We start from the raw sequence: 26325 nt of genomic DNA on the forward strand, positions 1-26325 counted from the left end.
TCAAGCAGTACGGTGCCGAGATCTCCGCCCGGGTGGGATCAGAACGGCCAGTCGGCGCTCCGGCCCGCTTCGAGGAGCGGGATCATCCGGAAGGCCTGGTCGGTCAGGCCGCCGAAGGTGTGCCGGTTTCCGTGGCCGGACCTCGAATGACCGTGCTGGTAGCCCGCCAGGTTCCAGGTGTACAGCGCCGTGTCCTTCGGCACCGCCTGGTCGACGTCACCTGTCGAGTGCTGCTCGTCGGTCAGGATCACGAGCCGGTCGTGCTCCGGACGCAGGTGACGCTGGACGGCGCCGACGGTGTCGGTGCCGCCGCCGATGAAGTAGCCACCGTTCCGCCATCGGTCGAGCGCCCGCAAGAGCGACTCGCCGCCGCGTAGGTCGAAGGCCATCGAACCGGTGCCGCCGTAATAGCCGTTCGAGAACGACACGACGTCCGCCGTCTCGCAGCGGGAGCCGAGCGCGATCCCGAAGACCGCGGCCGCGTCCCAGCGCATCAGCGTGCCGTCCTTGCTGAAACCGGCGTTCATCGACCCCGAGGTGTCGACGAGGACCAGTGTCCGCCCGGCCAGGCGGGGCACGTTCGCCAGCGACTCGGAGATCGCCTTTTCCAGCGCGTACGACCAGCGAAGCGACGGCGCCGCCCGATACGCGGAGAGGAACCTCATCGGGAACTGCCGTGACGTCGCCACCTGCTCCGGATCGGCCAGCCGCGCCGCGACCCGCTCGGCCACCTCGTCGGACACGCCCGCCTGGTCGAAGTTCCGGAGGTTCCGCAGAAGCGCCATGTAGCCCATGGCGGGGATCACGGCCTCCCACGCCCGCGCGTCCATGGGGCCCTGAAGCCAGCCGGCCAGCGACTCCCAGGTCATACCCGCCTGCCGGAGAACCGACCGCGCGGTGTCGAGTTCGGTGCCGCGGAACAGGTCGCGCCGCTGCTCCTCGTCCCATGCCATGAGGTCCGCGCGGGCCCCGAGGACCGGCAATTCGGCGGGGATCTCCCGGCCGGGGTTGAACCGGACGTCGACGATGTGCTGGAACAGGGCGTCCTGCGCCGCGTCCTTCGGGTCCGGGTGGGCCAGGCCGAGGACGTCGGCGAACCGGAAGGCGCGCGCGTCGGAATCCCACTTGAGGAACGACTTCTCGTGGAAGAGCCGGACGGCGGCGTCGGCGACGCCACGCTTGACCGGCTTCGGGATCTTCCTGCCGTACAACGAAGTCCAGTACGCGAGCAGCTCGCCGGGTTCGTCGGCACGCTGGAGCACGGAGCCGACGACGGCGCGGTTCGCGGTGATGGCGGCAGACGACCGGTCGTCCGTCGCGGCCGTGAGCCGGGCGCGGACGTACTCGGCGGCGCCGACGATCGCGGCGGTACGCATGTTCGCTTCCGAGCGGAGCCAGCACAGGAACCGCGCCGTCCACTCGGGATCGGCGAGTGCGGCCTTCCGGACGAGGGCGGCGTAACGCGTGTCGCGTTCGTCGCCCGTCTCGTAGAAGGTGTTCTCGCCGACCATGTTGGTGACGGCGAGCAGGAACAGTTCGGACTTGGTGTCCCGCCGGTAGCCGTCCCCGCCTTCGTGGGTGACGCCGCCGGGGCTCCGCTCACCGGCGATCGGTGAGCTCGCCGCCGGGCGGGTGCCCGCGGTGTTGAACTTCGACACCTCGACCCTCGTTTCGTTCGAGGGGAGCTTCGACTCCGGATGTGGCCCGAGAAAAAGTCGGTGACGGTGCTTGTCCAATGCTCTACCGATTGAGCTACCGGCAGGATGCCTGCCGGACGGGGCTCGAACCCGCAACCTTTGGAATACGGTGAAGTAGCCGTCGCCTGCGCACCGGGCGCATCTGAAGTTGTGGGCTCCCGAGAAATGATCGGTGACGGTGACGAAAGTGACCTGGGCCGCTGGTCGACGCGGGCCGGAGCCCGCGGCGGGATTCGAACCCGCGTCTCTCCTGTGGAAGAGGAAGTAACCGTTACCTGCGCACCGGGAGTGCTCGCTCAAGCTAACAGAGCCCTCGCGCCCATGTCACCGGAATTGGTGCGCTCTGAGTCAGATGACGCAGACGGCGCTCGGTCCGCCATGTCAAGGTCCTCGCGCCGGCGGGAACAGCAGCCGGGGAGAGGGGAATGAAAATGTTTGCCGCACACAAGACTTCGGTCGCCGCGGGAATCGTCCTGACCGTGGCCGTGCTGGCCGGTTGCGCGCCGGATCCCGCGCCGGCCGCCCGGCAGCCGGCGCCCTCGCCGTCCGCCGTGGACCCGGCCGCGGCGGTGACCTGGATGAACGGCTTCTGTGGCGCGGTCAAGGAATTCGTCGAGGGCAACAACACGATGCCGCCGGCGAGCGGGGAAACCGTCGAAGCCATCAAGAAGAGCACCAGCGCGCAACTCGGGCACTACGCGGGGATCCTGGCCAAGACGGTCGACGGTCTCACCGCGCTGCCCGCCGCGCCGGTCCCCGCCGGAGACACGGCGAAGCGGGACTTCCTCGCGAAGTACACCTCGGCCCGCGACAAGACCGTGAAAGCCAAGGCGGATCTGGACGCGGCGGGGAAGGACGACACCGCCGCGCAAGGCCGTGCGGTCGACGGGCTCATGGCTGCCCAAAAGGACACGCACGGCGCGCTCGACCCGGTCGCGGCGATCCTGGGGGCTCCCGAGCTGAAGGCGGCCGCGGCGACCGCGGAACGCTGCCGCCCGTGAGCCCGTCCTAGCCGAGGCCGCCCAGCCGGGCGGCCTCGCGCTCGACCGACGGCGGCGCGGTGGCGATCACCTGGTCGAGAGTGCGGCGGGCGGTGGTCAGTTCGGCGATCGCGGCACTGAGCCTGGCGCGTTCCCGATGCAGGTCCAGCACCAGCTCCGGGCAGTCGGCGATGAGCCTGCCGCCGTCGGAACCCATACAGGGCAGCAGATCGGCGATCGTGGTGGTGGACAGCCCCGCGGCGAGGAGGTTGCGGATGTGCTCCACGGTGGTGACGTCGGCTTCGGCGTACACGCGATAGCCGCTCGGGAGACGCTCCGGCCGCAGCAGCCCTTGTTCCTCGTAATAGCGCAGAAGACGCTGGCTGACACCGGTCCTGCGTTCCAGTTCGCTGATGCGCACGGCCCCTCCGCGACTCGCCCTTGACTCTCACATACATGTGAGACTTTAGCGTCGAGGCATGTCCGACCGACACCTCGAAATCTCCGCCGGGCCACGGGAATGGCTCGGCCTCGCCGTGCTCGTCCTGCCGACCGCGTTGCTGTCCATGGACGCCACGGTGCTCTACTTGGCGCTGCCCAGCCTCTCCGCCGAACTGGCCCCGAGCCCGGGCCAGCTGCTCTGGATCTCCGACGCCTACGGCTTCCTGGTCGCCGGTTTCCTCGTCACCATGGGCACACTGGGCGACCGCATCGGCAGGCGAAGGCTGCTGCTGATCGGCGCGGCGGCCTTCCTGGTCGTTTCGGCGCTGGCGGCCTACGCGCCGTCGGCCGAACTGCTCATCGTCGCCCGCGGGCTGCTCGGCATCGCCGGTGCCACGCTCATGCCGTCCACTCTCGCGCTGATCGGGAACATGTTCGGTGATCCTCGTCAGCGCGGGGTCGCGATCGGACTGTGGTCCGCCGGCCTGTCCGGCGGCGTGGCGCTCGGTCCGGTGGCGGGCGGGCTGCTGCTCGAGTGGTTCTGGTGGGGTTCGGTGTTCCTGCTCGCCGTCCCGGTGATGGCCCTGCTGCTGATCGCCGGCCCGTTCCTGCTGCCGGAGTACCGCGACCCCGAGCCCGGCAAGCCGGACCTGGCGAGCGTGGGCCTGTCCCTGGCGACCGTGCTGCCGATCGTCTACGGCATCAAGCATCTCGCGGAGGGCGGATCCGCGGTGGCGGGAGTGATCGCCCTGCTGCTCGGCGGCGCCGCCGGAATCGTGTTCCTGCGGCGGCAACGACGGTTGAGCGTGCCGCTGATCGACCTCCGGCTGTTCGCGGCGCGGCCGTTCCGCAACGCGCTGCTGGTCCTCCTCGGCGCGCTCGCCTGCGTCGCCGGGATCTATCTTTTCGCCGCGCTCTATCTCCAGCAGGAAGCGGATCTGTCCCCGATCGCGGCCGGGACGTGGTTGGTGCCTTCCGCGGTCGCGATGGTCCTCACCTCGGTCGCGGCTCCGGCGCTGGCTCGCCGGATCCCGGTCCACCGCCTGTTCGCGTCGTCCTTGGTGGTGTCGGCGCTCGGCTTCGGCGTGCTGGCCTCGACCCCGGCCGAAGACGGGATCGCGCCGCTGGTCGCCGGTCTCGTGCTGGTCTATCTCGGCCTGGGGCCGGTGATGGCGCTGAGCACGGAGATCGTGATCGGCGCGGCACCACCGGCCCGGGCCGGTGCGGCGTCGGCGTTGTCGGAGACCAGCGTGGAATTCGGGCTGGCACTCGGGGTCGCCGTCCTCGGCAGCGTCGGCGCCTTCGTCCAGCGCGGGCACGCTTTCACCACCGGGCTCGCCGTGGTCGCGGCGATCGGCGCGGTGGTGCTGTGCGGGCTCGCCGTACTCGCCGGAAGGCGCCCGGACGCCTGAGCCGCTCAGTTGCCGAGCGAGCCGATGTTCTCGTTCGCGTGCGCGATGCCGTACTCCTCGGCGCTGGCTTCCTTGACGAGCTTGCCGTCGACCTCGATGGTGACCTTGATGGCACCCTTGCCGCTGCCCTGCGCCAGGATGCTGACCATCTGCAGAGCCTCACCGGCGGGCAGCTTGATCGTCTTCTCCCACGGGAGCTTGACGTTGGCTTCCTGGTTGCTGGTGGTCATCCCGTCGGTCGTGTAGGTGATGTTGCCCGCCTTGGCGCCGCCGGTCCCGGTCACCCGGTAGACCACCGTGTGCTCGGTGGCCTGCTGTTTGGCGGGCTGTTCCGCCGCGGAGGTTCCCGCTTCGTTGCCCGGCGGGACGCCAGGAGCGGAAATCGGCGCCGTCGGGAGCGAGTTCGCCGCGTCGACGACGGCCTTGCTGAACACGACCGTCCAGAGAATGCAGATGACCAAGCCCACCGCGGACAGGATGATGCCGGTGAGCGCGAGGCCCTTGTTGGTCGCGACGCCGCTTTTCGCGCGGGAGAAACCGATTCCGGCGAGGATGAGGCCGACGATGACGAGCGGCCAGGCGATGACGCCGATGAACGGGATCGGCGAGAACACCAGCCCGACGAGGCCGAGGACGAACCCCGCGGTGCCCAATCCGTTACGTGGAGGCGTGGCGACGGGGGCCGCCTGATAAGGGTACGGAGAGGGAGTGGTCACGATGATCCTTTCGCTGTCTTCGCGTGGAGATCGGCGTGACGTATTCCCGTGTTACGTTCCGGCGTTCGCGATTTTCGCGCGAATCGGAATGGCCGGATGTTACGAGGAAATCGTAACGATCAGGTATCCGTGAGGATTTTCCGCAATCGTGTCAAAGCCCGGTGCTGCGCCACTCGCACGGCCCCCGCCGTCGAGCCGACCACCCCGGCGGTCTCCTCCGCGGACAGGCCGACGACGATCCGCAACACGACGATCTCCCGCTGTTTGTCCGGCAGGATCCGCAGCAGTTCGCCCATGCGGTCGCTCAATTCGTTGTGCAGCGCGTGCTGTTCCGGGCCGGCGGATTCCGAGATCCCGTCGGGGACCTCGGCGACGGGTTCGGTGCGGTTGCGCGCGGCGGCGCGGCGGGCGTCGGCGACCTTGTGGTGGGCGATGCCGTAGACGAAAGCGAGGAACGGCCGTCCTCGCTCACGGTAGGTCGGCAGCGCGCGGAGGATCGCCACGCAGACCTCCTGCGCGACGTCGTCCGCTGAGGCGTAGGTCCGTTCCTGCCGGCCGATCCGCGCCCGGCAGTACCGGATCACGAGCGGGCGGATGGCGGTCAGCAGCTGGTTCAGCGCCCGCCCGTCCCCTCGTCCGGCGGCAGCGACGGGTTCGTCGAGGGTGTACCAGCGCGACGGCGTCACCTGTTCGGGTTCCGATCGCGCCGGGGCGCCGGGCGCCACCAGTGCGAGTTCCCGGATCATCGCGCGGTTCTTGATCCGGGACAGGGTGTCCTCGACGTCGAGGCCGGATCTCAGGGCGTCGATGAAGGCGCTGTTGGCGTCGTCCAGGCGGTCGGCGTAGTCGGGGTCGTGCTCCGCCAGACGGCCGCGCGCGTGGCGGAGGGTCGCGCCGACCGCCTCGTCCGCGATCCCGAGCACGCCGGAGATCTCCCGCGACGAGTACCCGTCCAGCGCCCACGCCATGCCGAGCTGCTGCCGTTTCGGCAGCCTTCCCAGCATCGTCAGGACGGACGAAGCCTCGTCGGCGAGGGCGCTGAGCTTGTCCTCCCGGCCCGCGTCGTCGAAGGCCCAGTCGGCCCTGGTCGCCGTCTGTTCCTTCGCCCGCCGATGCCCGACTCGGCGGACCCAGGCCTTCGGCTGCGCGATGCCCGGCCAGCCCTCGTAGGCGTTCAGCATCGCCTCCGCGGCCGCGTCCCGTGCCGGGTCCAGTGCGAAGCCCGCCTTGCACAGAAAGCCGGTGAGCAGCGGATATTCGGCGTGGAAGAACTCGTCGAACCCGTCGTGGCCCATCACCCGCACTCACCGCTCTCCGCCGCCTGACGCGAATGCCCTCACAGGACAGGTGCAGTGAGCGGGCCGCTGAGTGTAACGATTCGGTCAAGGTGATGTTTGCGTGGCGTACGAGCCCGGATACCCGGAAGTCGTTTGACGAGGAAGGGAAAATCGGGAAAAAGGAGGTGATAGGAAAATGGAAATGAGGATGGCGGGTGACCTGAGCGAGGCCGCTTGCCGCGGTGAGGATCCCGAACTGTTCTTCCCGGTCACCGAAACCGGTCCCGGCGCACGGCAAGCCGCCAGGGCGAAGGCCGTCTGCGCCCGGTGCCCGGTCACTTCGGCCTGCCTGGCCTACGCCGTGGAAAACGGGTTGGCCCATGGAGTTTTCGGCGGGCTGACCGGCAGCGAGCGGCGCCACGTGATTCGTGTCGGCAGTGCCGCCTGAAAGCATTCGATCGTGTTGACGAATTTCCGTCGTGTTCGTCGTGCGCGCGAAAAGAGGGGCCCGGTTCACCGAACCGGGCCCCTCCGCCGTGACGGTCAGGCGGCGGCGGACTCCTCGGCCAGCCGCTCGTTGCCCGACTGGGTCTTGAGCGGCTTGTGCTTGAGGAAGGCGACGGCGACGACGACCAGCAACGCGATCGGAGCGCTGATCAGGAACAGTTCGCTGGTCGCCTCCCCGTAGGCCTCGCGGACCACGTTCGCGACCGGTTCGGGCAGCGCGGCGATGTTCGGCACCGCGCCGCCTTCGCCGCCACCGGGCAGCGGCCCGAGCTGCTCGCTCATCAACGCGAGGACCCGGTTCGCGAGCACCGCGCCCAGCGCGCTCACCCCGATGGAACCGCCGAGGCTGCGGAAGAACGACAGCGTGGAGGTCGCCGTGCCGAGGTCGTGCGCGTCGACGTCGTTCTGGGACACCAGGACCAGGTTCTGCATCAGCATGCCGACGCCCACGCCCAGAAGCACCATGTACGCGCCGAGGACGACGAGGTTCGTCTTCGCGTCGATGGTGCCCAGCAGGCCGAGGCCCGCGGTCATCAGCGCGGCGCCGAGCAGCAGGTGGCTCTTCCACTTGCCGGTCCGGCTGATCAGCTGGCCGGAGACCGTGGAGGACACCAGGATGCCGAAGATCATCGGCAGGCTCAGCAGCCCGGCCACCGTCGGCGACTTGCCGAGCGAAAGCTGGAAGTACTGCGACAGGAACACCGTGCCGCCGAACATCGCGACACCCACGAGGAAGCTCGCGAGGGTGGTCAGGGCGACCGTGTGGTTGCGGAACAGGCCAAGCGGCAGGATCGGCTCGGCCACCTTCGACTCGACGTAGACGGCGAGGGCGAGGACGATCACGCCGGCGCCCACCAGGCCGACCGTCCACCAGGAGCCCCAGGCGAACTGGTGCCCGGCCAGTGACGACCAGACCAGCAGCGTCGAGACACCGGCCATGATCAGGAACGCGCCGAGGTAGTCGACCTTCACGTCACGTTTGATCGTCGGCAGGTTCAAGGTGCGCTGCAGCAGCAGGATCGCCGCGATCGCGAACGGGACACCGAGGAAGAAGCACCAGCGCCAGCCGAGCCACGAGGTGTCCACCATGACGCCGCCGATCAGCGGGCCCGCGATGGTCCCGACGGCGAACACGGCACCGAAGATGCCCGAGTACTTCCCGAGCTCACGCGGGGAGACGATGGCGGCCATGATCACCTGCGCGAGCGCGGTGAGCCCGCCGGCGCCGATGCCCTGCGCGACCCGGCTGCCGATCAGGAGCTCGATGTTGCCCGCGAACCCGGCGACCAGCGAACCGACCACGAACAGGCCGAGCGAGAGCTGGATCAGCAGTTTCTTGTTGTACAGATCGGAAAGCTTGCCCCAGAGCGGAACCGTCGCGGTCATCGCGAGCAGCTCGGTGGTGACCACCCAGGTGTAGGAGGCCTGCGAGCCGCCGAGCTCGGAGACGATCCGCGGCAACGCGTTCGCGACCACCGTCGAGGCGAGGATGGCGACGAACATGCCCATCATCAGCCCCGACATCGCTTCGAGGACCTGTCTGCGGTCCATCGAGCCCGCCGGGGCCTCCGGTTCCCGTGGTTCGGTCGTGGATACGGACATGGGCGTCCCCCTTCGTGTTCTGTGGTGCCGGGCGCGTCAGCGCGCGCGGCCGCCGGGCTCCGGGAGCCCGGCGAGAAGCGTTTCGACGGCGTCGTCCAGCAGATCGAGCGCGGACACCCGGCCGTCGTGCTGGTACCAGAGCATGAGCACGGCGTTCACCGCGCCGCCGAGCGCGGACAGCAGCAGCGCCGGGTACAGCTCGGCCTGGGGATCCACGCCGGTGCGGCGCGCGATCGCCTCGATCAGTGGCGCGATGGTGTCGTGGTTCATCGCCACCGCGCGCGAATGCAGGGTGGCGTTCTCCTGAATGGCCTTCATCCGGCCGAGCCACTCTTCGCGGTTCTCGTCGACCTGGGCGAAGTCTTCCTTCAGCGCGTCGACGAGAGCGCGTGGAGCGCTGACTTCCTTCGGTGTGGCAAGGAACTTGTCGATGGTGCGCTGGGTCCGCTCGGCGGTGTCGGCGTGCGCGATGACGACAGCGTCCTCTTTGGACGCGAAGTAGTTGAAGAAGGTGCGCGGTGAAACCCCCGCCGCCGCGCTGATGTCCTCGACCGTCACCTGGTCCAGGCCGCGTTCGGCGACGAGCCGGACGGCGGTGGTCGCCAGCGCGCGGTGGGTTTCCAGCCGTTTGCGCTCGCGGAGACCTTTGACGGGTTCGGGCATGAGCACCACGATACGCGCGAAGATGCAGATACTGCAAAATTGCAGTCTGTGAAACGTGCCACTGGCGACCGGCTCCGGGCCGCCTGGCAGACTGCGTCGCGTGAGCGGAACGGTGCTGGTGCTGGGCGGACGCAGCGAGATCGGCCTCGCGGTCGCGGAACGGCTCGCCAAGGGCGGGGCGCGCCGGATCGTGCTGGCTGCGCGACGGAGCGCGGACCTCGGCGCGGAGTCCGAGCGGCTGCTGGCCGCGGGGGCCGAAGCCGTCGAAGCCGTCGAGTTCGACGCCGACGACCTCGCCGGGCACGGCCCGTTCCTGGAGAAGGTCGTCGCGGAACACGGGCCGCTCGACGTCGTCGTCACCGCTTTCGGGATCCTCGGCGACCAGGCGCGCGCCGAAGCGGACGCCGCCCACGCCGTCGCGATCGTCCACACGGACTATGTGGCTCATGTGAGTGTGCTGACGCATGTGGCGAATGTGCTTCGTGAGCAAGGAAACGGAAGCCTGGTGGTCTTCTCGTCGGTCGCCGGGGTGCGGGTGCGGCGGGCGAACTACGTCTACGGATCGGCGAAAGCCGGCCTCGACGGTTTCGCGAGCGGCCTGGCCGACGCCCTGCACGGCACCGGCGTGCACCTCCTGCTCGTCCGGCCCGGGTTCGTGATCGGCCGGATGACCGAAGGAATGTCGCCCGCGCCGTTCTCCAGCACTCCGGACCAGGTCGCCGACGCGACGGTCGCCGCGCTCCGGAAACGCCGGGGAACCGTGTGGGTGCCGGGACTTCTGAGGCTGGTGTTCTCGGTGATGCGCGTGGTGCCACGGGCGATCTGGCGCCGGATGCCCCGGTAGGAGAGCGCTGCGCGGTCGGTCCGGTACTCGGTGTCGCGGCCGGTTGTCCGCTTGATCACTCCGGCTGCTCCGAACGGGCTTTAAGACCCGGTTATGACACGTTTCTCAGGTAATTCCCAGCTAACGCGGTGATCCTCGAACGCGGGGGATCATTCACGGAAGCGGGGAGAAGTCGTGCTGCTCACGTCGCGAGGACGGCGCATCGGCGGCCGCGTCGCACTGGGCCTGGTGTCGACGGCCGTCCTGGGTGTCACGGGTTTCGCGTGGACCCAGCTGAGCCGTTTGGACCAAGCGATCGTCACGGCCGACGTCATCGCGCCCTCCGCCCAGGTGCCCGAAGGCCCGGCGGGGGAGCCGCTGAAGGTGGCGCAGAACATCCTGCTCGTCGGCATCGACTCCCGCACCGACACGAACGGGAACCCGTTGCCGCAGAACGTCCTCGACGCGTTGCACGCCGGGGACAGCGACGACGGCGGGGACACCACCGACACCATGATCATCGTTCACATCCCGGCGGGCGGCGCGGCCGCGACGGCCATCTCGATCCCGCGTGATTCCTATGTGGACATCGCGAGCGGGTTCGGCAAGCACAAGATCAATTCGGCGTACAGCCGCGGCAAGAACGCCGCGATGAACTCGCTGCGCGCGCAGGGCCTCTCCGGCCCGCAGATCGAGGTCAAGGCCAACGAGGAGGGCGCCAAACTCACGATCCAGACGATCGAGCGGTTCACCGGGCTGTCGATCAACCACTACGCGGCGGTCAACCTCGCCGGCTTCTCCGCGCTGAGCGAAGCCGTCGGCGGGGTCGAGGTCTGCCTCAACGAAGCGGTGCAGGACAAGTTCTCCGGGGCGTCGTTCCCGGCGGGCAAACAGCTGCTCTCCGGCCCGCAGGCGCTCGCCTTCGTGCGGCAGCGGCACGGGCTGCCCAGCGACCTCGACCGCATCGCCCGGCAGCAGGCGTTCCTTTCGAGTATGGCCAAGACCGTCCTGGACGCCGGGACGTTCACCGATCCTGCCAGGCTGAGCGCGCTGGTCGGCGCGGTCCAGGGTTCGGTCGTGCTCGACCGCGGCTGGGACGTGCTCGGCTTCGCGCAGCAGTTGCGGGGGATGAGTTCCGGGGCGCTGAAGTTCCAGACGATCCCGGTCCAGAGTCTCTCCCTGCCGACGCCGTCGGACGGCGACGCGGTGAAGGTGGATCCGGCCGAGGTGCAGGCGTTCGTGAAGGCCGCGCTGAACTCGACGAGCGTCGCCGCGGTGGGGGAGCCGACCGGCGGGATCGGGATCAAACCGGTCGCGGCCACTTCTTCGATCGCGGCTCCGCCTTCGTCTTCCGCTGCTTCCACGCCGCCCGCGATGGCCGGCTGCGTGAACTGAGCGGTCGGTCGCGCTGGGATAGGGGCCTCCGGGGGCCGTGGTGCTCGCCGTGGGGAGCGTGATCTGTCTGGCGTAGCGGGCTTCTCGGAGGGGAGGTGGAAGACCGGCCAGCGCTGTACGCGTCCGGCCGACGTCGACGCGGCCGTTGTTGATCGCGTCGTACAGGCCACACGCCCGCGCCTGCGAGCTCGAACAGCCCGTCCGCCCGCCGGGGGCAAGCACCGGTGGAACTCCAGTCGAAACCGGGACAACTCCCCGAACGCCCGAGGTCGTGCATGCTGATCACGCAGCCCTGGGTCGAACACCCTTCTGTCGCAAGAAGATGATCAGCGAAGGATGTGTCCATGATCAACCAGGGGTGTACGCCGAGGCCTGGAAGACAAACTCAGCGCCGGAGCGCCCGGTAACGCTTGAGCAGGACAGTGATCCGCGCGGGGTCGGCGGCGCCGTTCAGTTCGGCGAGAAGGTCGTCGGGGCATAGCTCGTAGTGGTCGCCCCACCACCGCCGCGCCTTGTTGTCCCAGATCCGGTACCCACCAGGCACGCCCCTCGCCACGTACTGCCGCTTCGCCAACAGTCCTCCCCTTGTACCCGCCGTCCAGGATCGCACTCGACGGCAACCGGGTTTCCCGGGTTCAGGCTGGACGCCAGCCCTCAAACGACAAGGTTAGGTGATGTTCTCCGAGGCCGAGGTCGGCTCGTTGTCCACGACCTAAGCCGGGCGAGACGCTGATTTGAGCCTGTAGACCAGCTCGCGCATCCGCGCTGCTGCTTCGGTCATTGATGAAGGTTCTGGGACGTGAGTTGCGCGAATTCCTCATCAACGGCGGGCATGCCGAAGGGCCCGTCGCCGGGTGGCCGACGGGCTCTTCGGGGGTTCAGCGGTGGTGCAGGGTGTTACGCCGCGGTTGTCGGAGCGGATCCCGATACTGAGGCGGAATGAACTCGGGTAGCCCGTCGGCCGCCATCCGTACTTCCCAGTCGCCGTGGTGGATCAACCGGTGGTGGAAGCCGCACAGCAGCACGAGATTCCGCAGATCGGTGGGTCCGCCGTCCACCCAGTGCTGAATGTGATGGGCGTGACAATTCTTGGGTTTGCGGTGGCAGCCGGGGAAGGCGCAGCCTCCGTCGCGGATGTTCAGCGCCCGTCGCTGCCCTGGTGTAACGAACCGCCGCAGCCGCCCCACATCCAGCGGTTCTCCGGCTGCGCTCATGACGACCGGCAGCATGAGGCAGTCGCAGGCCGCCAGCCGTGCTTCGCGGGCGGTCATCGTCCCCACGAAGTCCAGACAGGCGGTGCCGAGGCCGGTTTTGAGTTCCTCGAGTCCGATGGTGACGTTCACCAGGGTGCGGTAGCCGCTGGTGCCCGGTTGGTCCGGGCAGGCGATCGCCAGATCCAGCAGCTCGGCCCAGGCGTCGCCGAGGCGTTCGCATTTCATCCGCAGGTCGGCTTGCCCGAATTCGTCGACGGGCCGGGGCTGGGCATACGCCTCCAACGCGGCGGCGGTGCGGGCGCCGGTCTCGTCGTCCAGCAGCCCGGTGAGTTTCCAGAACCCGTCTCTGCGCCGCTCCAGGGTGATCTCCCGACGCGGTTCTTTGGGTTCGGGGTCTTTGGGTTCGTTGCCGTCCGGGTCGAGCCAGCCCAGCAGTTTCGCCTCAGCCTCGACAAGCTGACGGGGACCCGCGTTCGGGGCAAGCTCACCAAGAATCTTCTCCGCCTCCGCCCGATCCTCGGCAGAAGTATCCGCGGGGAGTCTTTTCACGATCTCCAGGATCTGATCGATCCGCTCATCCCCGACCAAGCCTTCCGCCGCCATCGCCGCAGTGGTGGGAGCACCAGGCGGGACCTCGGTGCCGTCCAAGGCCCGGGTGGGGTTCAACGCGATCGCGCGTTTCACCACCGCACCCGCCTCACCCCGCGACAACCCGGCCAGCTCCGCGTACCAGCTGGCTGTGCTGCCATGCCCGTACAGGTCTTTGACGCCCCGAGACTCGATCTCCGCCAGGAACTGCCCCAACGCGGCACTGGCAATCCGGATCACCTGCAGGGCATGCTGCACACCCTGGGCAAGCTCCAGCTTGCCGGCACGCCACAACTCCTGCGGCAACTCGGGAAGAAAGGTCTCGGACACCTCCCCATAATACCGCAACAATGTCGAACATGTGTTCGTAATTTTAAGCGACCAGCGAAACACGCGAACAACACTGAAGAGTGAAACAGCCGGGAAGCGTCGCCTACCGTAAAGCAATTAGTCGGCTAATTGCGGAAACCCGCAGCGTCGGGTGCCTCGGCCACCTGTGAAGCGCCCAAGATTCTTTTGAACCACGTCACGCCGCCATCCGTGTCCCAGGAGTCAGGGGTGGCCACGGAGACGGGATGGTGTGATGAAGCGCTGGACGATTCTGGTGAGTCTCTTCCTCTGTCTCACCGGTTGTGCCGCGACTGTAGGGGGAGCGGCACAACCGGTGGATCCCACGAGGGTCGCGGGGCTCGAGGTCACCGACGGCCCCAGCGGTCTCAAACCCGGCGTCCTGGACGCCGGGCTCCCGGTCGACGGTGGTGACGGCGGCGAGATCGACCGGCTCGCGGCCAACGCCGTCGCCGACGTCCAGCGGTATTGGCGCGAGCATCTGCCCGCGACCTTCGAGCGCGAGTTCCGGCCTTTGGCCACTCTCGTCTCCTACGACTCGGGCGGCCGCGGCCGCGAGATCTGCGGAGCCTCGACCGCTGGACTGGTGAACGCCTTCTATTGCTCGGGAGAAGACGTCGTCGCGTGGGATCGCGGGGAGTTGCTGCCGTCGCTCAACGATTCCCTCGGCCCGGCGGCGGTGATGGCCGTGCTCGCCCACGAGATCGGTCACGCCGTCCAGTTCCGGCTGGGGCTGTCCGCCGCGAGCCCGTCGATCGTCAAGGAGCAGCAGGCCGATTGCTACACCGGCGCGTACTTCCGCTGGGTGGCCGAGGGCCGGTCGCCGATGTTCCAGGTGTCCACCGGCCGCGGGCTCAACGAGGTGCTCACGGCGTTGTTCCGGATCCGGGACTCCGCGGGGGTGGCTTTCGACGACGAGGGCGCGCACGGCAACGCGTTCGACCGGGTGTCCGCGTTCCAGTTCGGCTTCACCGACGGGCCCGCCCGGTGCGCCAAGATCGACGAGCGGGAAATCGAAGGCCGGAGCACCCAAGCCGGGTCCGGTTCGGGTGCGGAGAACGTCCGTCTCGACGACCGTCAAGCCCTCGCCGACCTCACCACCAGTCTGCGGCAGGCTTTCCGGCTCGGGGCCACCCCGCCGACGCTCACCACCGGAGCCGCCTGCGGCGTGACGGTGGAGGACGCGCTCGCGTCGTACTGCTCGGAGTCCAACCAGATCAATCTCGACCTCGACGGCCTGGTCCGCATCGGCACCCCGCCGCGCAGGGGACGGCAGGGCGGCATCGGTGATTTCGCCGCGTTCGCCGAGGTCGCGTCGCGCTACACGCTCGCGGTCCAGCAGGAGGGCGGGTTCCGGCTCGACGGTCCGGTGGCCGCGCAGCGCACCGCGTGCCTCACCGGCTTCTGGGCGTCGACCCTCGTGGACGGCGGCGCGCTCACACTGTCGCCGGGTGACCTCGACGAGGCGATCGCCGAGATGCTGACGCGGAACAGCCTGATCGCGGCGGACGTCCGGGGCCGGACGCTCCCGGCCGGTTTCGCCAGGGTCGCCGCCTTCCGCGACGGTTTCTCCTCCGGCACCCAGGAGACGTGCGGCGAGAAGTATCGCGCGTGAAGGCCCCCTTCCCTCGGCTCAGCCGAGGGAAGGGGGCCTTCACGCGCAAAGCGAGCTCACACGAAGGCGCTCTGGCCGGTGATCGCCTTCCCGACGATCAGCGTGTTCATCTCCCGGGTGCCTTCGAACGAGTAGATCGCCTCGGCGTCGGTGAAGAACCGCATGATGTCGTTGTCCAGCACGATCCCGTTGCCGCCGAAGATCTCGCGGCCCCAGGCGACCACCTCCCGCATCCGCGAGGTCACGAAGGCCTTCGCCAGCGACGAGTGCTCGTCCTTGAAGATCCCGGCGTCCTGCAGCCTGGCCAGCTGCACCAGCATGCCCCACGACGCGGTGATGTTGCCGAGGCTCTTCACCAGAAGGTCCTGCACCAGCTGGAACCGTGCGATCGGACGGCCGAACTGCTCGCGTTCCTTGGCGTAGTCCAGCGCGAGTTCGTAGGCGCCGATCATCACGCCCAGCGCCTGCCAGGCCACGCCGCCCCGCGTCGCGCGCAGGATCTCGGCGACGTCGCGGAACGAATCGATACCCTGCAGCCGGTTTGCCTCCGGCACCCGGACGTCGGTCAGCGTGATCTCGGCGTTCTCCACGATCCGGAACGCGAACTTGTTCTCGATCTTGACCGGCACGAATCCCGGCGAATCCTTCTCGACCACGAAACCCTTGACGTGGTCGTCCGCCTCGTCGCGGGCCCACACGATGACGAGGTCCGCGAAGGTCGCGTTGCCGATCCACTTCTTGGCGCCGTTGAGGATCCAGGTGTCGCCCTCGCGGCGCGCCGTCGTCCGCATGCCGCCCGCGACGTCGGAACCGCCGAGCGGCTCGGTCATCGCGAAGGCGCCGATCTTGTCCATCGCCGCCATCGACGGGAGCCAGCGATCACGCTGTTCCTGGCTGCCACCCGAGTAGATGCTGTACATCGCGAGTCCGTTGTGGACACCGAAGAACGTCGCCACGGACGGGTCCGTGCGGGTCATCTCCATCGCCATCATGCCGCTGAGCAGGTGACTGGTGGCGGGAAGGTGCTCGCCGTAGCCCTCGTAGGGCAGCCCGGCGAGGCCGAGTTCGCGGAACTTGCCGACGAGTTCGTGCGGGAACTCGCCCTTGGCCCAGTACTCGTTCACCAGCGGCTTGACCTCGGTGCGCATAAAGTCGCGGGTCTTGAGCAGCAGCTTGCGCTCCTCCTCGGGCAGCAGGTCCTCGTAGGCGTAGAAGTCGGCGGTCATCTCAGTTCTCCTCCCTGGCACTGTCCAAAGCGGACAGCACCGCGAGCTGCTTGCGGTCGCGCGTCTCGGCGAGTTCCGAGTACGTGGAGGAGCCGTAAGCGGATTCCACGGCTTCGATGAGCCGTTCCTGTTGTTCGGGGTCTTGCGAGGGCTGCCCGAGGCCCGCCCACATCTTCTTCATCGACTTGCCGATGTGCTCGGCCATGTGCCGGTAGCCGCCGGGGCCGCCGCCCAGATGCGAGCCGAGGAACGGCCCGACCGTCGACCAGCGGACGCCGAGCGAGTTCGTCATCACCGCGTCCAGTTCGGACGGTGACACGACACCCTGTTCCACCAGGTAGATCGCCTCGCGGCTCAGCGCGTTCTGCAGCCGGTTGCCGACGAAGCCGGGGATCTCCTTGCGCTCCACCACCGGAGTGCGGCCGGCGAACCGGTAGAACTCCACGGCCCGCTCGACCGACTCGGCACTCGTGCGCTCACCGGGTACGACCTCGACCAGCGGGATCAGATGCGGCGGGTTGAACGGGTGTCCGATGAGGACTCGAGACGCGTCGTCCAGCTCCGCCGCGAACGCGGTCGAGGGGATCGCCGAAGAAGAGCTGAGCAGCAGCGCGTGCGACGGCGCCTCGCGGACCAGCGTCGCGAACAGGTCCTTTTTGAGCTCGACGTTCTCGGGTCCGTTCTCCTGCACGACGTCCGCGTTCCGGACGGCTCCGGAGACGTCCGCGGCCAGGTGGACGCGAGGGGCGAGGTCCGCGGCGGTCCGGCCGAGATGCGGGGCGAACGCCTCCAGTGCGTCCGCGACGGCGTCGGCGAGATCCGGACGCGGATCCGAGACCTGGACCTCCATGTCGTGCGCGGCGAACAACGCCGTCCACGACAGGCCGATGGTGCCCGCGCCGATCACCGCGGCGGTGCGAAAAGTCATGACCGTGCTCCCTTCAAGTAGTCGAAGACCGGCTTGACCGGGGCGAGTGTCAGGTCGGTGAGAAGGTGGCTCGCGGAGACGACCTCCAGCACCGGGAGGTCGGCGAGCGGGGCCAGGACGTGCTGGAACAGCTGCAGCCGCGCCGGCCCGGTCCACGCTTCCTTGACCACCACGTCGGTGATCTCGGTGCGGACCAGTTCGAACACCCGGGGCGAACCGTCGTAGTCCGGGATGGTCTTGAGCATGAACGTCGGCACGGTGATCTGTGCTTTCGCTTCGGCCACGTCCAGCCGGTGGTGCTTGTAGCCCATGGTCGCGGTGGCGACGCGCTGGCTGCCGTAGTCCAGTGTGCCGACGAGCGCGCCGTTCTCGGCGAACAGCTTCGGCGAGCCGCTCGTCTTCGGGTAGGCGCTGATCTCTCGGCCGGACGCGGTGGCCGGGAAGTTGTCGAGATACATCGCGTGCAGGTACTCGCCGCGTTCGCCCTCGAAGCGCACCGGGATCGCTTGCCCGGACTCGGTGTAGGGCCCGTAACCGCTGACGTCGCCCATCTTCATCACCTCGAACCGCACCAGCGGATCGTCGATCCGCAGCGGCTCCGGTACGACGGCGCGCAGGGCGTCGGCGTCGGTGCGGTAGACGATGTTCAGGTACTCGCGGTTCGTGAACCGGGGCACCACCGGCGCGTAGGCCGGGTTCGTGAGCGGGGTGGTCACGTGCCGGAGAACGTCGTGCTGCTTCATCTCACTCTCCAGTCCACTGTGGAGCGCGGCGCTCGGCGAAGGCTCGCATGCCTTCGCCGACGTCGGCCGAGTTCATCAGCGCCGGAAGCTCCGACCGCTGGGTGGCAAACGCTTGCGCGTCGGGGACGCCGTCGGCGGCGCGGACGATCTTCTTGACCAGGGCCAGCGCCAGGGGAGCATTGGCGGCGATCTGTTCGGCCAGTTGCAGCGCGACCGCGGCGGCCTCGCCGCTCGGCACGACCCGGTTCACCAGGCCCAGGCTTCCGGCGCGCTCGGCGCCGATCGGTTCGCCGGTGAGCAGGAACTCCATCGCCAGGTGGTGCGGGATCCGCTTCGGCAGCCGGATCACCCCGCCGCCGGCGGCGATCAGCCCACGCTTCACCTCGGGCAGGCCGAACTTCGCGTCCTCGGCGGCGACGATCAGGTCACAGCCGAGCGCCAGCTCGAATCCGCCACCCATCGCCCAGCCTTCGACGGCCGCGATCAGGGGCTTCGACGGTTCGGCCTCGGTCAGCCCGCCGAACCCGCGGCCGGGGATCTCGGGCGATTCGCCCTTCAGCGCCGCTTTGAGGTCCATCCCGGCGCTGAACGAGCCGTCCGCGCCGGTCAGGACTCCGGCCCGCAGCGTGGGATCGGATTCCAGCAGGTCCAGCGCCTCGGCCAGGCCCGCCGCGACGGCGGCGTTCACCGCGTTGCGGGCCGATGGCCGGTCGATCGTGATCAGCAGCGTGCCGCCGACCTTCTCTGTCCGTACTTCGGTGCTCATGGTCTCTTCCTCAGCGGGTGGTGGCGAGTTCGCGCAGAACCTCTTCGGTGTCCTGACCCGGCAGGGGAGCCAGGCGCCGGACGGAACCGGGGGTCGCGGAGAACTTCACCGGGATGCCGATGGTGCGGATCGAGCCCTCGCTCGGGTGCTCGACGACGTCGAGCAGGTGGCCGTCGCGGACGTACTCGTCGTCCTGCGCGTGGTCGAGTTCGAGGACGGGCGCCATCGGGATGCTGTGCTTCGCGCAGACCTCGGTCCATTCCGCGGTGGTCAGCGCCGGGGCGCATTCGGCGATCATCGCGGCCAGCGCCTCGTGGTCGGCGCCGTCGATCGCGTCACCGTTGACCCGCGGGTCCTCGGCCAGTTCCGGCCGCCCGGCGGCGTGGAAGAAGTCGCGGAAGTTCCGCGGGTTGTACGGGATCACGCAGGCCATGCCGTCCTTGGTGCGCACCGCCTGGTGGCCGGGGTTCATCGACGGGCCGAAGCCGGTCGGTCCCTCGGCGGGCTCGAAGACGTGCCCGGCGAGGTGCTCGACGAGGTTGAACGCGATCAGCGTGTCGGTCATCGGGATCTCGACCCGCTGGCCCTCGCCGGTCCGGTCGCGGTGCACCAGCGCGGCGAGCACGGTGTAGGCGATGGTCAGGGAGGAGACCTTGTCGCCGATGATCGTCGGCAGGTAGACCGGCTTGCCCAGCGCGCGGTTCGCGACGTCGACCAGCCCGGACGACGCCTGCACCGTCTCGTCGTAGGCGGCGTGCCCGGCGCGATCGGAGTCGCCGCGGAACCCTTGCGCGTGGGCGTAGACCAGGCCGGGGTTGCGCGCGGCGAGGTCGGCATAATGCATGCCGAGCCTGCCCAGTGCGCCGGGGCGCATGTTGGTGATCAGCACGTCGGCGGTGTCGATCAGCTTGAGCGCCTTCTCGCGTTCCTCTTCGTCCTTGAGGTCGAGGGCGACACTGCGCTTGTTGCGGTTCACGTTCAGGTTGAGCGCGGTCATCCCCGGTGTCGTCCGGAACTTGCCCACCCGCACGGTGTCGGCGGGGGACTCGATCTTGATCACGTCGGCGCCGAGGTCGCCGAGGATCTGCGCGGCGTACGGGCCCATGACCACGGTCGAGAGGTCGATCACGCGAACGCCGTTCAGCGGGCCGGTGGCGGTTTGAGTCATTTGCTTTCCCTTCGCCGTTGTTCGCTCTACCATCGAAATTAGGCGCGAATTACGGGAAAGGGAATGATCAAGAAACGAAGAATGGTATGACCGCGGTGGTCATACCATTCTTGGGGAGCCTGCGCTCTCGAGTGGGCGCCGTTTCGTTCTGTCCTGGCTGTCCGCGTGCCGGTCTCGGGTGTCGCGAAAGCCACTTTCGGGACGTTGGATGTCCTGAAAGTGGCTTTCGCGACATCGGGGATCCCGTGCGGTGCGGGCTGTCCATCTCCGCGTGTCGCTGGGGGTGTTGCGAAAGCCACTTTCGCAACCTTCAACGTTGCGAAAGTGGCTTTCGCAACACCGTCTTCCCGTCAGGCTGCCGCGGGGGTCTCGATCAGGTCGAAAGCGGTTCGGCGAAGATCTCGCGCACCCCGGCCGCCAGTTCGGCGAGGTCGCCCTCCTCGGCCCGGTCCCGTCGCCAGACCAAAGCGGTCTCCAGCTGCGGCCGGAAATCCGAGAACGGGAGGATGGTGGCGCCGTCGACGAGGAACAGGTGCATCGGGCTGGCCGGATCGAGCATCGTGATGGAGAACGACGAACCGTTCGCCACCAGCTCGGAAATGCCCGAATATTCGGTTCCGCCGACTTTGAGCCTTTTCCTGACACCCGCTTTCGACAGAGTGTGGTCCATATCGTCCGAATAGGCCGGAATGCTTTCCGAGGCGGACGGGATATAGGACAGATCGCTCAATTCGGCGAGGGTGACGGTGTCCCGTCCGGCGAACCTCGCGGACGGGACGACGGCGCCGAGCCGCTCCACCTGCACCGGGACGATCTCCAGCGCGGGATCGGTGACCGGCATCCGGACCAGCGACAACGCCAGCTTCCCCTGGTGCACCGCGGCGACCAGATCGGGGGTCGTGCCCGGCCAGCGTTTGACTTCGAACCGGTCGCGGCAACGTTCTTCGAGGCGTTTGACCCGTTCGCGCAGGGCCGGGTGCACACCGGCGGGGATGCCGATGAACACGGTGCTCCGCCGGGGTTTCACCGCTTCCTGCAGCCGCCAGGGGATCGAGTTGACCTGGTCGAGGATCTCCCGCGCGATCGGCAGCAGCGCCGAGCCCGCCGCCGTGAGCGTGACGTGGTGCGTGCTGCGGTCGAACAGCCGGTGGCCCAGTTCGTGTTCGAGATCCTTGATGCGCTGGCTCAGCGGGGAGGCGGCCATATGCAGTCCGCGGGCCGCCTGGGAGAAGTTCAGTTCCTCGGCGACGGCCACGAAATACCGCAGGTGCAACATCTCCACGTACTCACCCTAACCGCAGAGTCACCGTGAACGCGGCCCCGCCTTCGGGCGCCGGACCCGCCGTCAGCGTCCCGCCCATCCGGGTGACCAGGCCGTGCGCCAGCGCCAGCCCGATCCCCGAACCCACTGGGCGGCTGTCGCGATACCGCTGGTTGAGCACCCCGCGCTCGAACGCGACCGGGTAGTCCTCCGGTGCCAGGCCGGGCCCGCCGTCCCGCACCGCCAGCCGGGCCTGCCCGCCCGCCACCGTCAGCGAGAACACCATCGGCGCGCCCGCCGGGGTCACCCGCAGGGCGTTTTCGGCCAGCCCGTCGACGACCTGGCGGAGCCGCCGCGGATCGGCGACGACTGCGACGTCGCCGGGTGGCCGCTCGACCACCAGCGTGACGTCCTGCCGCGCGCAGCGCAGCCGCCAGACGTCCGCGCATTCGTCGACCAGCGCCGCGAGATCGAGGCGCACCGGGTCGAGGCGGAACTCGTCGGCGCCGAGCCGGGCCAGTTCCAGCAGGTCGCTGACCAGGCGTTCCAGTCGTTCCGCCTCGCGATGGATGGTCTGTCCGGCGCGGCGTGCGTCCTCGCCTTCGGCCACGCCGTCCCCGATCGCCTCGGCGAATCCCGTGACGGCGGTCAGCGGCGTCCGCAGCTCGTGCGACACCGAAAGCAGGAACTCGCGCTGCCGCGCCTCGCTGTACTGCAGGGCGTCGGCCAGCTCGTTGACCGATTTCGCCACGTCCGCGACCTCGGACGGCCCTTCGACCGGAACGCGCAGGTCACGACGTCCGGACCGCATCCCGCCCGCCACCGACGCGGCCCGGCGCAGCGGCCGCGACAGCATCCGGCTCAGCAGCAGCCCGGCGACCGCGGCGACCGCCAGCCCGGCGCCGAGCGCGAGCACGATGTTGCGCACCAGTGTCCTGCCGCGCGCCTCGCCGATCTCCGTCGACTGGACCAGCGCGAACGCGGCACCTCGCGCGCCCACCGCGCGAGCTTCGACCAGATATCGCCCGCCTTCGACGACCACCGTGCCCGAGCGCGCGAACCCCGTTTCGGCGGCGGCGATCGCCGCGATCGTCCCGTCGCCGTCGACCGTCCCGTTCGGACGCCGGACGACGACGTCGATCCCTTGCCCCCGAACGACTTCCGCGGCCTTCCCGACGCGGAGCCGGTTGCCGATGCCGGTCTCGTCGAGCTGGCTCGCGACCACGTCGGCCTGCGCCGAAAGCGACTGCCGGAGCACGTCGGTGCCGGCGGTGCGGATGAGCCGGGCCGCGACCAGCCCGGCGACCACCACCGCGACGGCGGCGATCGCCAGGCACACCACGGTGATCCGCAGCGCGAGCGAGGTCCGGTTCATCCGGCGTCCGCCGCGTAGCCGATCCCGCGGACCGTCCTGATCGGACTGTGCTCGCCCAGTTTCCCGCGCAGCTGGGCGATGTGGACGTCGACGGTCCGCGTGCCGGCCGACGCCGCGTAACCCCAGACGGCGCTGAGCAACTGCTCGCGGCTGAACACCTGGCCGGGTCGCCGCACCAGATGGGTGAGCAGCTCGAACTCGGTCGACGTCAGCGCGATCTCGGTGTCTTCGGCCCAGACGCGGCGCTGGGTGACGTCGACGCGCACGCCGCCCGCCGTGTAGGTCTCGGCGGGCGAAGGCGCTCCGGCGGCGCGGCGCAGGACGGTCCGGACCCGCGCCGAGAGCTCACGCGGGCTAAACGGTTTCGTCAGGTAGTCGTCGGCACCGATCTCCAGGCCCAGCAAGCGATCCAGTTCGTCGTCGCGCGCGGTCACGAACAGCACCGGCGTCCAGTCGCCGTCCGCGCGCAGCGTGCGGCAGATCTCGATACCGTCCATTCCGGACAGTCCGATGTCGAGCACGATCGCGACCGGGCGCAGCCGCCGGATCGTGGCCGGTGCCGCGCCGCCGTCCGCCTCCACGTGCACGCCGAACCCGTCCCGCCGCAGGTACAGCGAGGCGAGTTCGGCGATCGCGGGGTCGTCCTCGACGACCAGTACCAGCCCGCGTCCCGGTTGTGTCGTCACCGGCCGATCCTGTCACGGGGCGGGGTCGCCGGCCATGTCCCGCTCGATCGAGTCCAGGGTGTGCTGGACGTCGCTCAGCTGTCCTGGCGCCGGGCTGGACGCGGGCTCGTCGTCACCGCACGCGGCCGTGCCGAACAGCGCGAACGCGATCGAACCGGCAGCCAGGAGCCGTTTCACTTGCCCGCCTTGCAGTGCGCGTTCGCGAACGCGTCGAGCTTCTGCTTCGCCGTGGTGAGCTCGGGCAACCTGGCGTTGCGCTTGTCGGCGCGCTTCTGCAGCTTGTCGGCGGCCTCGTTGTGGCCCTTCTTGCGCTGGCCCTCGGCCCTGGCCTTGAGATTCGCCACCGATCCGCGGACTTCGGGGCCACCGTTGACGCGTTCGGTGAGATTCGCGGTGCGCTGCGTGAGCTTCGGCAGCCATTCGGCGCACAACGTCTGGGATTCTTCGGGGCTCCGCGTGATCGGTGTCTGGGCCGAGGCGGCGGGGGCGAGCGCGACGAGACCGGCCGCGACGAGTCCGGCGGCGATGGTGTGTTTCAGCATGCGAAGAGCGTCGCGCGGCCGGATACGAGGAATGTGGGGGAAATGTTCGGGTTGTGTAAGCGATACTCGGACGATGGGGCTCAAGACCTTGACCGCCACCGTCGTGGCGACACTGTTGCTGACCGCCGCGCCCGCCGTCGCGTCACCCGCGTTCGTCCTGCGTGACGGCGTCAGCGAGCCGGTGTTCTCCTACGAGAAGGCCATCCGGGAGACCGCCTGGGTGGAGACAGGCCAGGACCTCGACCGCGACGGGCAGGTCGATCGCGTCGCCGCCGACATCATCCGCCCGGCGGAACCGGCAGCCCGCGGGCAGCGCGTTCCGGTGATCATGGACGTCAGCCCGTACTTCGAGAAGGTCGGCCGGGGCAATGAGCGCCAGCCGAAGACGTACCTCCCCGACGGCACGCCGTCGCAGTTCCCGCTGTTCTACGACAACTACTTCGTCCCGCGCGGGTACGCGGTCGTGCTGGTCGACGTCGGGGGCACCAATCGCTCTTCCGGCTGCTTCGACGACGTCGCGTCCGGCACGGGCGTCGTGAACTGGCTCAACGGACGCGCGCAGGCCTTTCGCACGCCCTTCGGGCCCGAACGCGCGCGGGCGGAGTGGGCGAACGGATCGGTCGGGGCGATCGGGAAGTCGCAGGACGGGGCGACGGCGATCGGCATGGCCGCGTCCGGGATCGAAGGGTTGAAGACCATCGTGCCGATCGCGGGCGTCAGTTCGTACTACGAGGTCCACAACTCCCACGGCGCCTACTTCGGCTGGGCGGGCGGCCCCGGGTTCTACAACGAGCGCGCCGAGAAGCTGTGCCGTCCGTTCGAAGAGGACAACGCGCGGCGCGCGGGGACGGACGGGAACTTCAACGGCTACTGGCGCGGGCTCGACTACGTCGCGAAGACCGGAAAGGTGCGGGCGAGCGTTTTCGCGTCGATGGGCTTCCACGACCTCAACGTCAACCCGATCCAGTTCGGGCCGTGGTGGGAGGCGCTGAACGCGTATGGGGTGCCGCGCAAGGCGTGGCTGCACCAGGCGGCGCACGTCGACCCGTTCGACCTCGACCGGTCGGGGTTCGTGCGGACGCTGCACCGCTGGTTCGACCGCTGGCTGCTCGGCGTCCGCAACGGCGTCGAGACCGAACCCGCGATCCGGATCGAGCACACCCCGGATCGCTGGACCGACGAACGCCGCTGGCCGCCCGCCACCCGGTCACGAATCCTGTGGCCCACCGAGAACGGGCTGGGGAATCGCCCGTCGCCAGGCACGGCCACGGTGACCGACGACCCGGCGCGCGGGGCGTCGCAGTGGGTGGAGAACCCGTCGGAGCCGCGCCCGGATCGGCTCGTTTTCGCAGATGAACCCGTGCGGACGGACACGCGCGTCGCCGGGACCGCCACCGTCACGGTGACCGCCCGCTCGGACAAGCCCGCCGCACGGATCGGCGCGGTGCTGGTCGACTACGGCCCCGCGACCGTGCGGAACACGAAGTGGCCGGCGCTCGGCACCAAGGACCTGACGACCCGCTCCTGCTGGGGCGCGGGCACCGCCGCGGACACCGGCTGCTTCCTCGACACCGTCGCCGATCTGACCACTGTGGACGAACGGATCGTCGCGACCGGCTGGGCCGACCTCGGCCATCACCGCTCGCTCTGGCGGGGCGAACCGCTCGTGCCCGGCAAGGCGTACACGATGACGTTCCGGCTGAGCAGTCTCGACCACGTCGTCCCGGCGGGGCACCGGCTGGCGCTCGTCCTGGGCGGGACCGACGGGGACATGTTCGACCCGGCGCTGCCCGCTCTCGGCTCCCGGGTGACCTTCGAACTGGGCGGGACTTCGCTTTCGGTGCCGGTCACCGCTCGCGTTTAGTCCTCTTAACGCGAGACAAGGAGTACCTATGGCGAAGATCCAGCGCATTTCCGTCCACGGCCACACGAGCGCGAGCCCCGAAGCCGTCTACGCGCTCCTCGTGGACCGCGAGCGTTGGCCCGACTGGTCGCCCGTGGGCTCGTTCCGCCTGCTTCGGAAGGGGGACGAGAACGGTCTCGGCGCCGTCGGCGTCTTCAGTACCAACGGCGTCCACAGCTGTGAAGAGGTCATCGCGCTCCAACCCGGCAAGCGCTTCGGCTACGCCCTGAAGAAGGGGCTCCCACTGCGCGACTACCGCGCCTACGTCGACCTCACCCCCGAGCGGAACGGCACCGCGATCCACTGGCATTCCACGTTCACCGCCGAGATCCCGGGCACCGGCTGGTTCCATCGCCGGTTCCTCGGCCACTTCATCGGGCGCATGGTCGAGAGCCTCGTGGCGCGCGCCTCGCGCGGCGCACCATAAAGTAGGCGCATGGCAGCCCCAC

Annotated in this window: 26 protein-coding genes and 1 tRNA gene; 8 read left to right on the forward strand and 19 right to left on the reverse strand. The window is 69.0% G+C overall.

Features of this window, described 5'->3' with window-relative positions; genetic code table 11:
* Positions 1-38: 38 nt before the first annotated feature.
* On the reverse strand, positions 39-1658 hold the full coding sequence (locus ACOCEP_RS21990) for a TROVE domain-containing protein (protein WP_482330868.1): 1620 nt from the start codon (positions 1656-1658) through the stop codon (positions 39-41).
* A 260-nt stretch (positions 1659-1918) separates the two neighbouring features.
* Positions 1919-1981: transfer RNA gene (locus ACOCEP_RS21995), tRNA-OTHER, on the reverse strand.
* Positions 1982-2122: 141 nt separating this feature from the next.
* On the opposite strand from ACOCEP_RS21995, the gene ACOCEP_RS22000 reads away from it, so the two are divergent.
* Positions 2123-2698, forward strand: a complete 576-nt coding sequence (locus tag ACOCEP_RS22000) for a hypothetical protein (RefSeq protein ID WP_482330869.1) — start codon at positions 2123-2125, stop codon at positions 2696-2698.
* A gap of 7 nt (positions 2699-2705) precedes the next feature.
* Here the strand turns inward: ACOCEP_RS22000 and ACOCEP_RS22005 are convergent, their stop codons facing one another.
* Positions 2706-3098, reverse strand: coding sequence for a MerR family transcriptional regulator (locus tag ACOCEP_RS22005; RefSeq protein WP_482330870.1), 393 nt, complete (start codon positions 3096-3098; stop codon positions 2706-2708).
* A gap of 58 nt (positions 3099-3156) precedes the next feature.
* Between ACOCEP_RS22005 and ACOCEP_RS22010 the strand changes: the two genes are divergently transcribed.
* Positions 3157-4530 (forward strand): MFS transporter, encoded by a 1374-nt coding sequence (locus ACOCEP_RS22010; RefSeq protein WP_482330871.1) that lies wholly within the window; start codon positions 3157-3159, stop codon positions 4528-4530.
* Positions 4531-4535: 5 nt separating this feature from the next.
* Here ACOCEP_RS22010 and ACOCEP_RS22015 read toward each other — a convergent pair whose 3' ends face one another.
* Both ACOCEP_RS22015 and shbA read right to left on the reverse strand, forming a co-directional pair.
* Entirely contained in the window at positions 4536-5246 is a 711-nt protein-coding gene (locus ACOCEP_RS22015) for a DUF4190 domain-containing protein (protein ID WP_482330872.1), read from the reverse strand.
* Between the two features lie 119 nt (positions 5247-5365).
* The gene (gene shbA, locus ACOCEP_RS22020) at positions 5366-6541 is read right to left on the reverse strand and encodes an RNA polymerase sigma factor ShbA (protein ID WP_482339788.1); all 1176 of its coding nucleotides are present in this window, start codon (positions 6539-6541) and stop codon (positions 5366-5368) included.
* Positions 6542-6719: 178 nt separating this feature from the next.
* Here shbA and ACOCEP_RS22025 point away from each other — a divergent pair, with 178 nt between their 5' ends.
* Positions 6720-6971, forward strand: coding sequence for a WhiB family transcriptional regulator (locus tag ACOCEP_RS22025; protein WP_126729318.1), 252 nt, complete (start codon positions 6720-6722; stop codon positions 6969-6971).
* Between the two features lie 95 nt (positions 6972-7066).
* Here the strand turns inward: ACOCEP_RS22025 and ACOCEP_RS22030 are convergent, their stop codons facing one another.
* Both ACOCEP_RS22030 and ACOCEP_RS22035 read right to left on the reverse strand, forming a co-directional pair.
* On the reverse strand, positions 7067-8581 hold the full coding sequence (locus ACOCEP_RS22030) for an MDR family MFS transporter (RefSeq protein ID WP_482339789.1): 1515 nt from the start codon (positions 8579-8581) through the stop codon (positions 7067-7069).
* Between the two features lie 87 nt (positions 8582-8668).
* Complete coding sequence (locus tag ACOCEP_RS22035) at positions 8669-9295, reverse strand: TetR/AcrR family transcriptional regulator (RefSeq protein WP_482330873.1); 627 nt, start codon at positions 9293-9295, stop codon at positions 8669-8671.
* Positions 9296-9395: 100 nt separating this feature from the next.
* On the opposite strand from ACOCEP_RS22035, the gene dprE2 reads away from it, so the two are divergent.
* On the forward strand, positions 9396-10139 hold the full coding sequence (dprE2, locus tag ACOCEP_RS22040) for a decaprenylphospho-beta-D-erythro-pentofuranosid-2-ulose 2-reductase (RefSeq protein ID WP_482330874.1): 744 nt from the start codon (positions 9396-9398) through the stop codon (positions 10137-10139).
* A gap of 174 nt (positions 10140-10313) precedes the next feature.
* Positions 10314-11513 carry an LCP family protein gene (locus tag ACOCEP_RS22045; RefSeq protein ID WP_482330876.1) on the forward strand — a complete coding sequence of 400 codons (1200 nt, stop codon included), beginning with the start codon at positions 10314-10316 and terminating at the stop codon, positions 11511-11513.
* Between the two features lie 385 nt (positions 11514-11898).
* Here the strand turns inward: ACOCEP_RS22045 and ACOCEP_RS22050 are convergent, their stop codons facing one another.
* Both ACOCEP_RS22050 and ACOCEP_RS22055 read right to left on the reverse strand, forming a co-directional pair.
* Complete coding sequence (locus tag ACOCEP_RS22050) at positions 11899-12087, reverse strand: hypothetical protein (protein WP_482330877.1); 189 nt, start codon at positions 12085-12087, stop codon at positions 11899-11901.
* A 304-nt stretch (positions 12088-12391) separates the two neighbouring features.
* Positions 12392-13645: an HNH endonuclease signature motif containing protein gene (locus tag ACOCEP_RS22055; protein WP_482330878.1), complete on the reverse strand. Its 1254-nt coding sequence runs from the start codon at positions 13643-13645 to the stop codon at positions 12392-12394.
* Between the two features lie 334 nt (positions 13646-13979).
* Between ACOCEP_RS22055 and ACOCEP_RS22060 the strand changes: the two genes are divergently transcribed.
* The gene (locus ACOCEP_RS22060) at positions 13980-15278 is read left to right on the forward strand and encodes a neutral zinc metallopeptidase (RefSeq protein WP_482330879.1); all 1299 of its coding nucleotides are present in this window, start codon (positions 13980-13982) and stop codon (positions 15276-15278) included.
* Positions 15279-15334: 56 nt separating this feature from the next.
* Here the strand turns inward: ACOCEP_RS22060 and ACOCEP_RS22065 are convergent, their stop codons facing one another.
* The 10 genes from ACOCEP_RS22065 to ACOCEP_RS22110 form a co-directional block, all read right to left on the reverse strand.
* Entirely contained in the window at positions 15335-16504 is a 1170-nt protein-coding gene (locus tag ACOCEP_RS22065; RefSeq protein ID WP_482330880.1) for an acyl-CoA dehydrogenase family protein, read from the reverse strand.
* A gap of 1 nt (position 16505) precedes the next feature.
* Complete coding sequence (locus ACOCEP_RS22070) at positions 16506-17432, reverse strand: 3-hydroxyacyl-CoA dehydrogenase NAD-binding domain-containing protein (RefSeq protein WP_482330882.1); 927 nt, start codon at positions 17430-17432, stop codon at positions 16506-16508.
* On the reverse strand, positions 17429-18175 hold the full coding sequence (locus ACOCEP_RS22075; RefSeq protein WP_482330883.1) for an acetoacetate decarboxylase: 747 nt from the start codon (positions 18173-18175) through the stop codon (positions 17429-17431). Before ACOCEP_RS22075 ends, ACOCEP_RS22070 begins: the two co-directional genes overlap by 4 nt.
* 1 nt (position 18176) lies before the next feature.
* Positions 18177-18941: a crotonase/enoyl-CoA hydratase family protein gene (locus ACOCEP_RS22080; RefSeq protein ID WP_482330884.1), complete on the reverse strand. Its 765-nt coding sequence runs from the start codon at positions 18939-18941 to the stop codon at positions 18177-18179.
* A 10-nt stretch (positions 18942-18951) separates the two neighbouring features.
* Positions 18952-20109, reverse strand: a complete 1158-nt coding sequence (locus ACOCEP_RS22085; RefSeq protein ID WP_482330885.1) for a CaiB/BaiF CoA transferase family protein — start codon at positions 20107-20109, stop codon at positions 18952-18954.
* A 373-nt stretch (positions 20110-20482) separates the two neighbouring features.
* A complete protein-coding gene (locus ACOCEP_RS22090; RefSeq protein ID WP_482330887.1) occupies positions 20483-21391 on the reverse strand; it encodes a LysR family transcriptional regulator in 909 nt (302 codons plus the stop codon).
* A gap of 4 nt (positions 21392-21395) precedes the next feature.
* Positions 21396-22745 carry a HAMP domain-containing sensor histidine kinase gene (locus tag ACOCEP_RS22095; RefSeq protein WP_482330888.1) on the reverse strand — a complete coding sequence of 450 codons (1350 nt, stop codon included), beginning with the start codon at positions 22743-22745 and terminating at the stop codon, positions 21396-21398.
* The gene (locus tag ACOCEP_RS22100; RefSeq protein ID WP_482330889.1) at positions 22742-23431 is read right to left on the reverse strand and encodes a winged helix-turn-helix domain-containing protein; all 690 of its coding nucleotides are present in this window, start codon (positions 23429-23431) and stop codon (positions 22742-22744) included. The genes ACOCEP_RS22095 and ACOCEP_RS22100 overlap by 4 nt, the downstream gene beginning before the upstream one ends.
* Before the next feature lie 12 nt (positions 23432-23443).
* On the reverse strand, positions 23444-23608 hold the full coding sequence (locus ACOCEP_RS22105) for a hypothetical protein (protein WP_482330890.1): 165 nt from the start codon (positions 23606-23608) through the stop codon (positions 23444-23446).
* A complete protein-coding gene (locus tag ACOCEP_RS22110; protein ID WP_482330891.1) occupies positions 23605-23973 on the reverse strand; it encodes a hypothetical protein in 369 nt (122 codons plus the stop codon). The genes ACOCEP_RS22105 and ACOCEP_RS22110 overlap by 4 nt, the downstream gene beginning before the upstream one ends.
* A 73-nt stretch (positions 23974-24046) precedes the next feature.
* Here ACOCEP_RS22110 and ACOCEP_RS22115 point away from each other — a divergent pair, with 73 nt between their 5' ends.
* Together ACOCEP_RS22115 and ACOCEP_RS22120 are read left to right on the forward strand one after the other, a co-directional pair.
* Positions 24047-25837 carry a CocE/NonD family hydrolase gene (locus ACOCEP_RS22115; protein ID WP_482330892.1) on the forward strand — a complete coding sequence of 597 codons (1791 nt, stop codon included), beginning with the start codon at positions 24047-24049 and terminating at the stop codon, positions 25835-25837.
* Between the two features lie 28 nt (positions 25838-25865).
* Positions 25866-26303: an SRPBCC family protein gene (locus tag ACOCEP_RS22120; RefSeq protein ID WP_482330893.1), complete on the forward strand. Its 438-nt coding sequence runs from the start codon at positions 25866-25868 to the stop codon at positions 26301-26303.
* Positions 26304-26325 lie beyond the last annotated feature (22 nt).

The sequence above is a fragment of the Amycolatopsis sp. CA-211722 genome (assembly GCF_056828465.1).

Coding starts and splice junctions, on each gene's coding strand:
- ACOCEP_RS22000 (WP_482330869.1), top strand. CDS start 2,123: ATGAAAATGTTTGCCGCACACAAGACTTCGGTCGCCGCGGGAATCGTC.
- ACOCEP_RS22010 (WP_482330871.1), top strand. CDS start 3,157: ATGTCCGACCGACACCTCGAAATCTCCGCCGGGCCACGGGAATGGCTC.
- shbA (WP_482339788.1), bottom strand. CDS start 6,541: ATGGGCCACGACGGGTTCGACGAGTTCTTCCACGCCGAATATCCGCTG.
- ACOCEP_RS22025 (WP_126729318.1), top strand. CDS start 6,720: ATGGAAATGAGGATGGCGGGTGACCTGAGCGAGGCCGCTTGCCGCGGT.
- ACOCEP_RS22030 (WP_482339789.1), bottom strand. CDS start 8,581: ATGGACCGCAGACAGGTCCTCGAAGCGATGTCGGGGCTGATGATGGGC.
- ACOCEP_RS22035 (WP_482330873.1), bottom strand. CDS start 9,295: ATGCCCGAACCCGTCAAAGGTCTCCGCGAGCGCAAACGGCTGGAAACC.
- ACOCEP_RS22065 (WP_482330880.1), bottom strand. CDS start 16,504: ATGACCGCCGACTTCTACGCCTACGAGGACCTGCTGCCCGAGGAGGAG.
- ACOCEP_RS22070 (WP_482330882.1), bottom strand. CDS start 17,432: ATGACTTTTCGCACCGCCGCGGTGATCGGCGCGGGCACCATCGGCCTG.
- ACOCEP_RS22075 (WP_482330883.1), bottom strand. CDS start 18,175: ATGAAGCAGCACGACGTTCTCCGGCACGTGACCACCCCGCTCACGAAC.
- ACOCEP_RS22080 (WP_482330884.1), bottom strand. CDS start 18,941: ATGAGCACCGAAGTACGGACAGAGAAGGTCGGCGGCACGCTGCTGATC.
- ACOCEP_RS22085 (WP_482330885.1), bottom strand. CDS start 20,109: ATGACTCAAACCGCCACCGGCCCGCTGAACGGCGTTCGCGTGATCGAC.
- ACOCEP_RS22095 (WP_482330888.1), bottom strand. CDS start 22,745: ATGAACCGGACCTCGCTCGCGCTGCGGATCACCGTGGTGTGCCTGGCG.
- ACOCEP_RS22110 (WP_482330891.1), bottom strand. CDS start 23,973: ATGCTGAAACACACCATCGCCGCCGGACTCGTCGCGGCCGGTCTCGTC.
- ACOCEP_RS22115 (WP_482330892.1), top strand. CDS start 24,047: ATGGGGCTCAAGACCTTGACCGCCACCGTCGTGGCGACACTGTTGCTG.
- ACOCEP_RS22120 (WP_482330893.1), top strand. CDS start 25,866: ATGGCGAAGATCCAGCGCATTTCCGTCCACGGCCACACGAGCGCGAGC.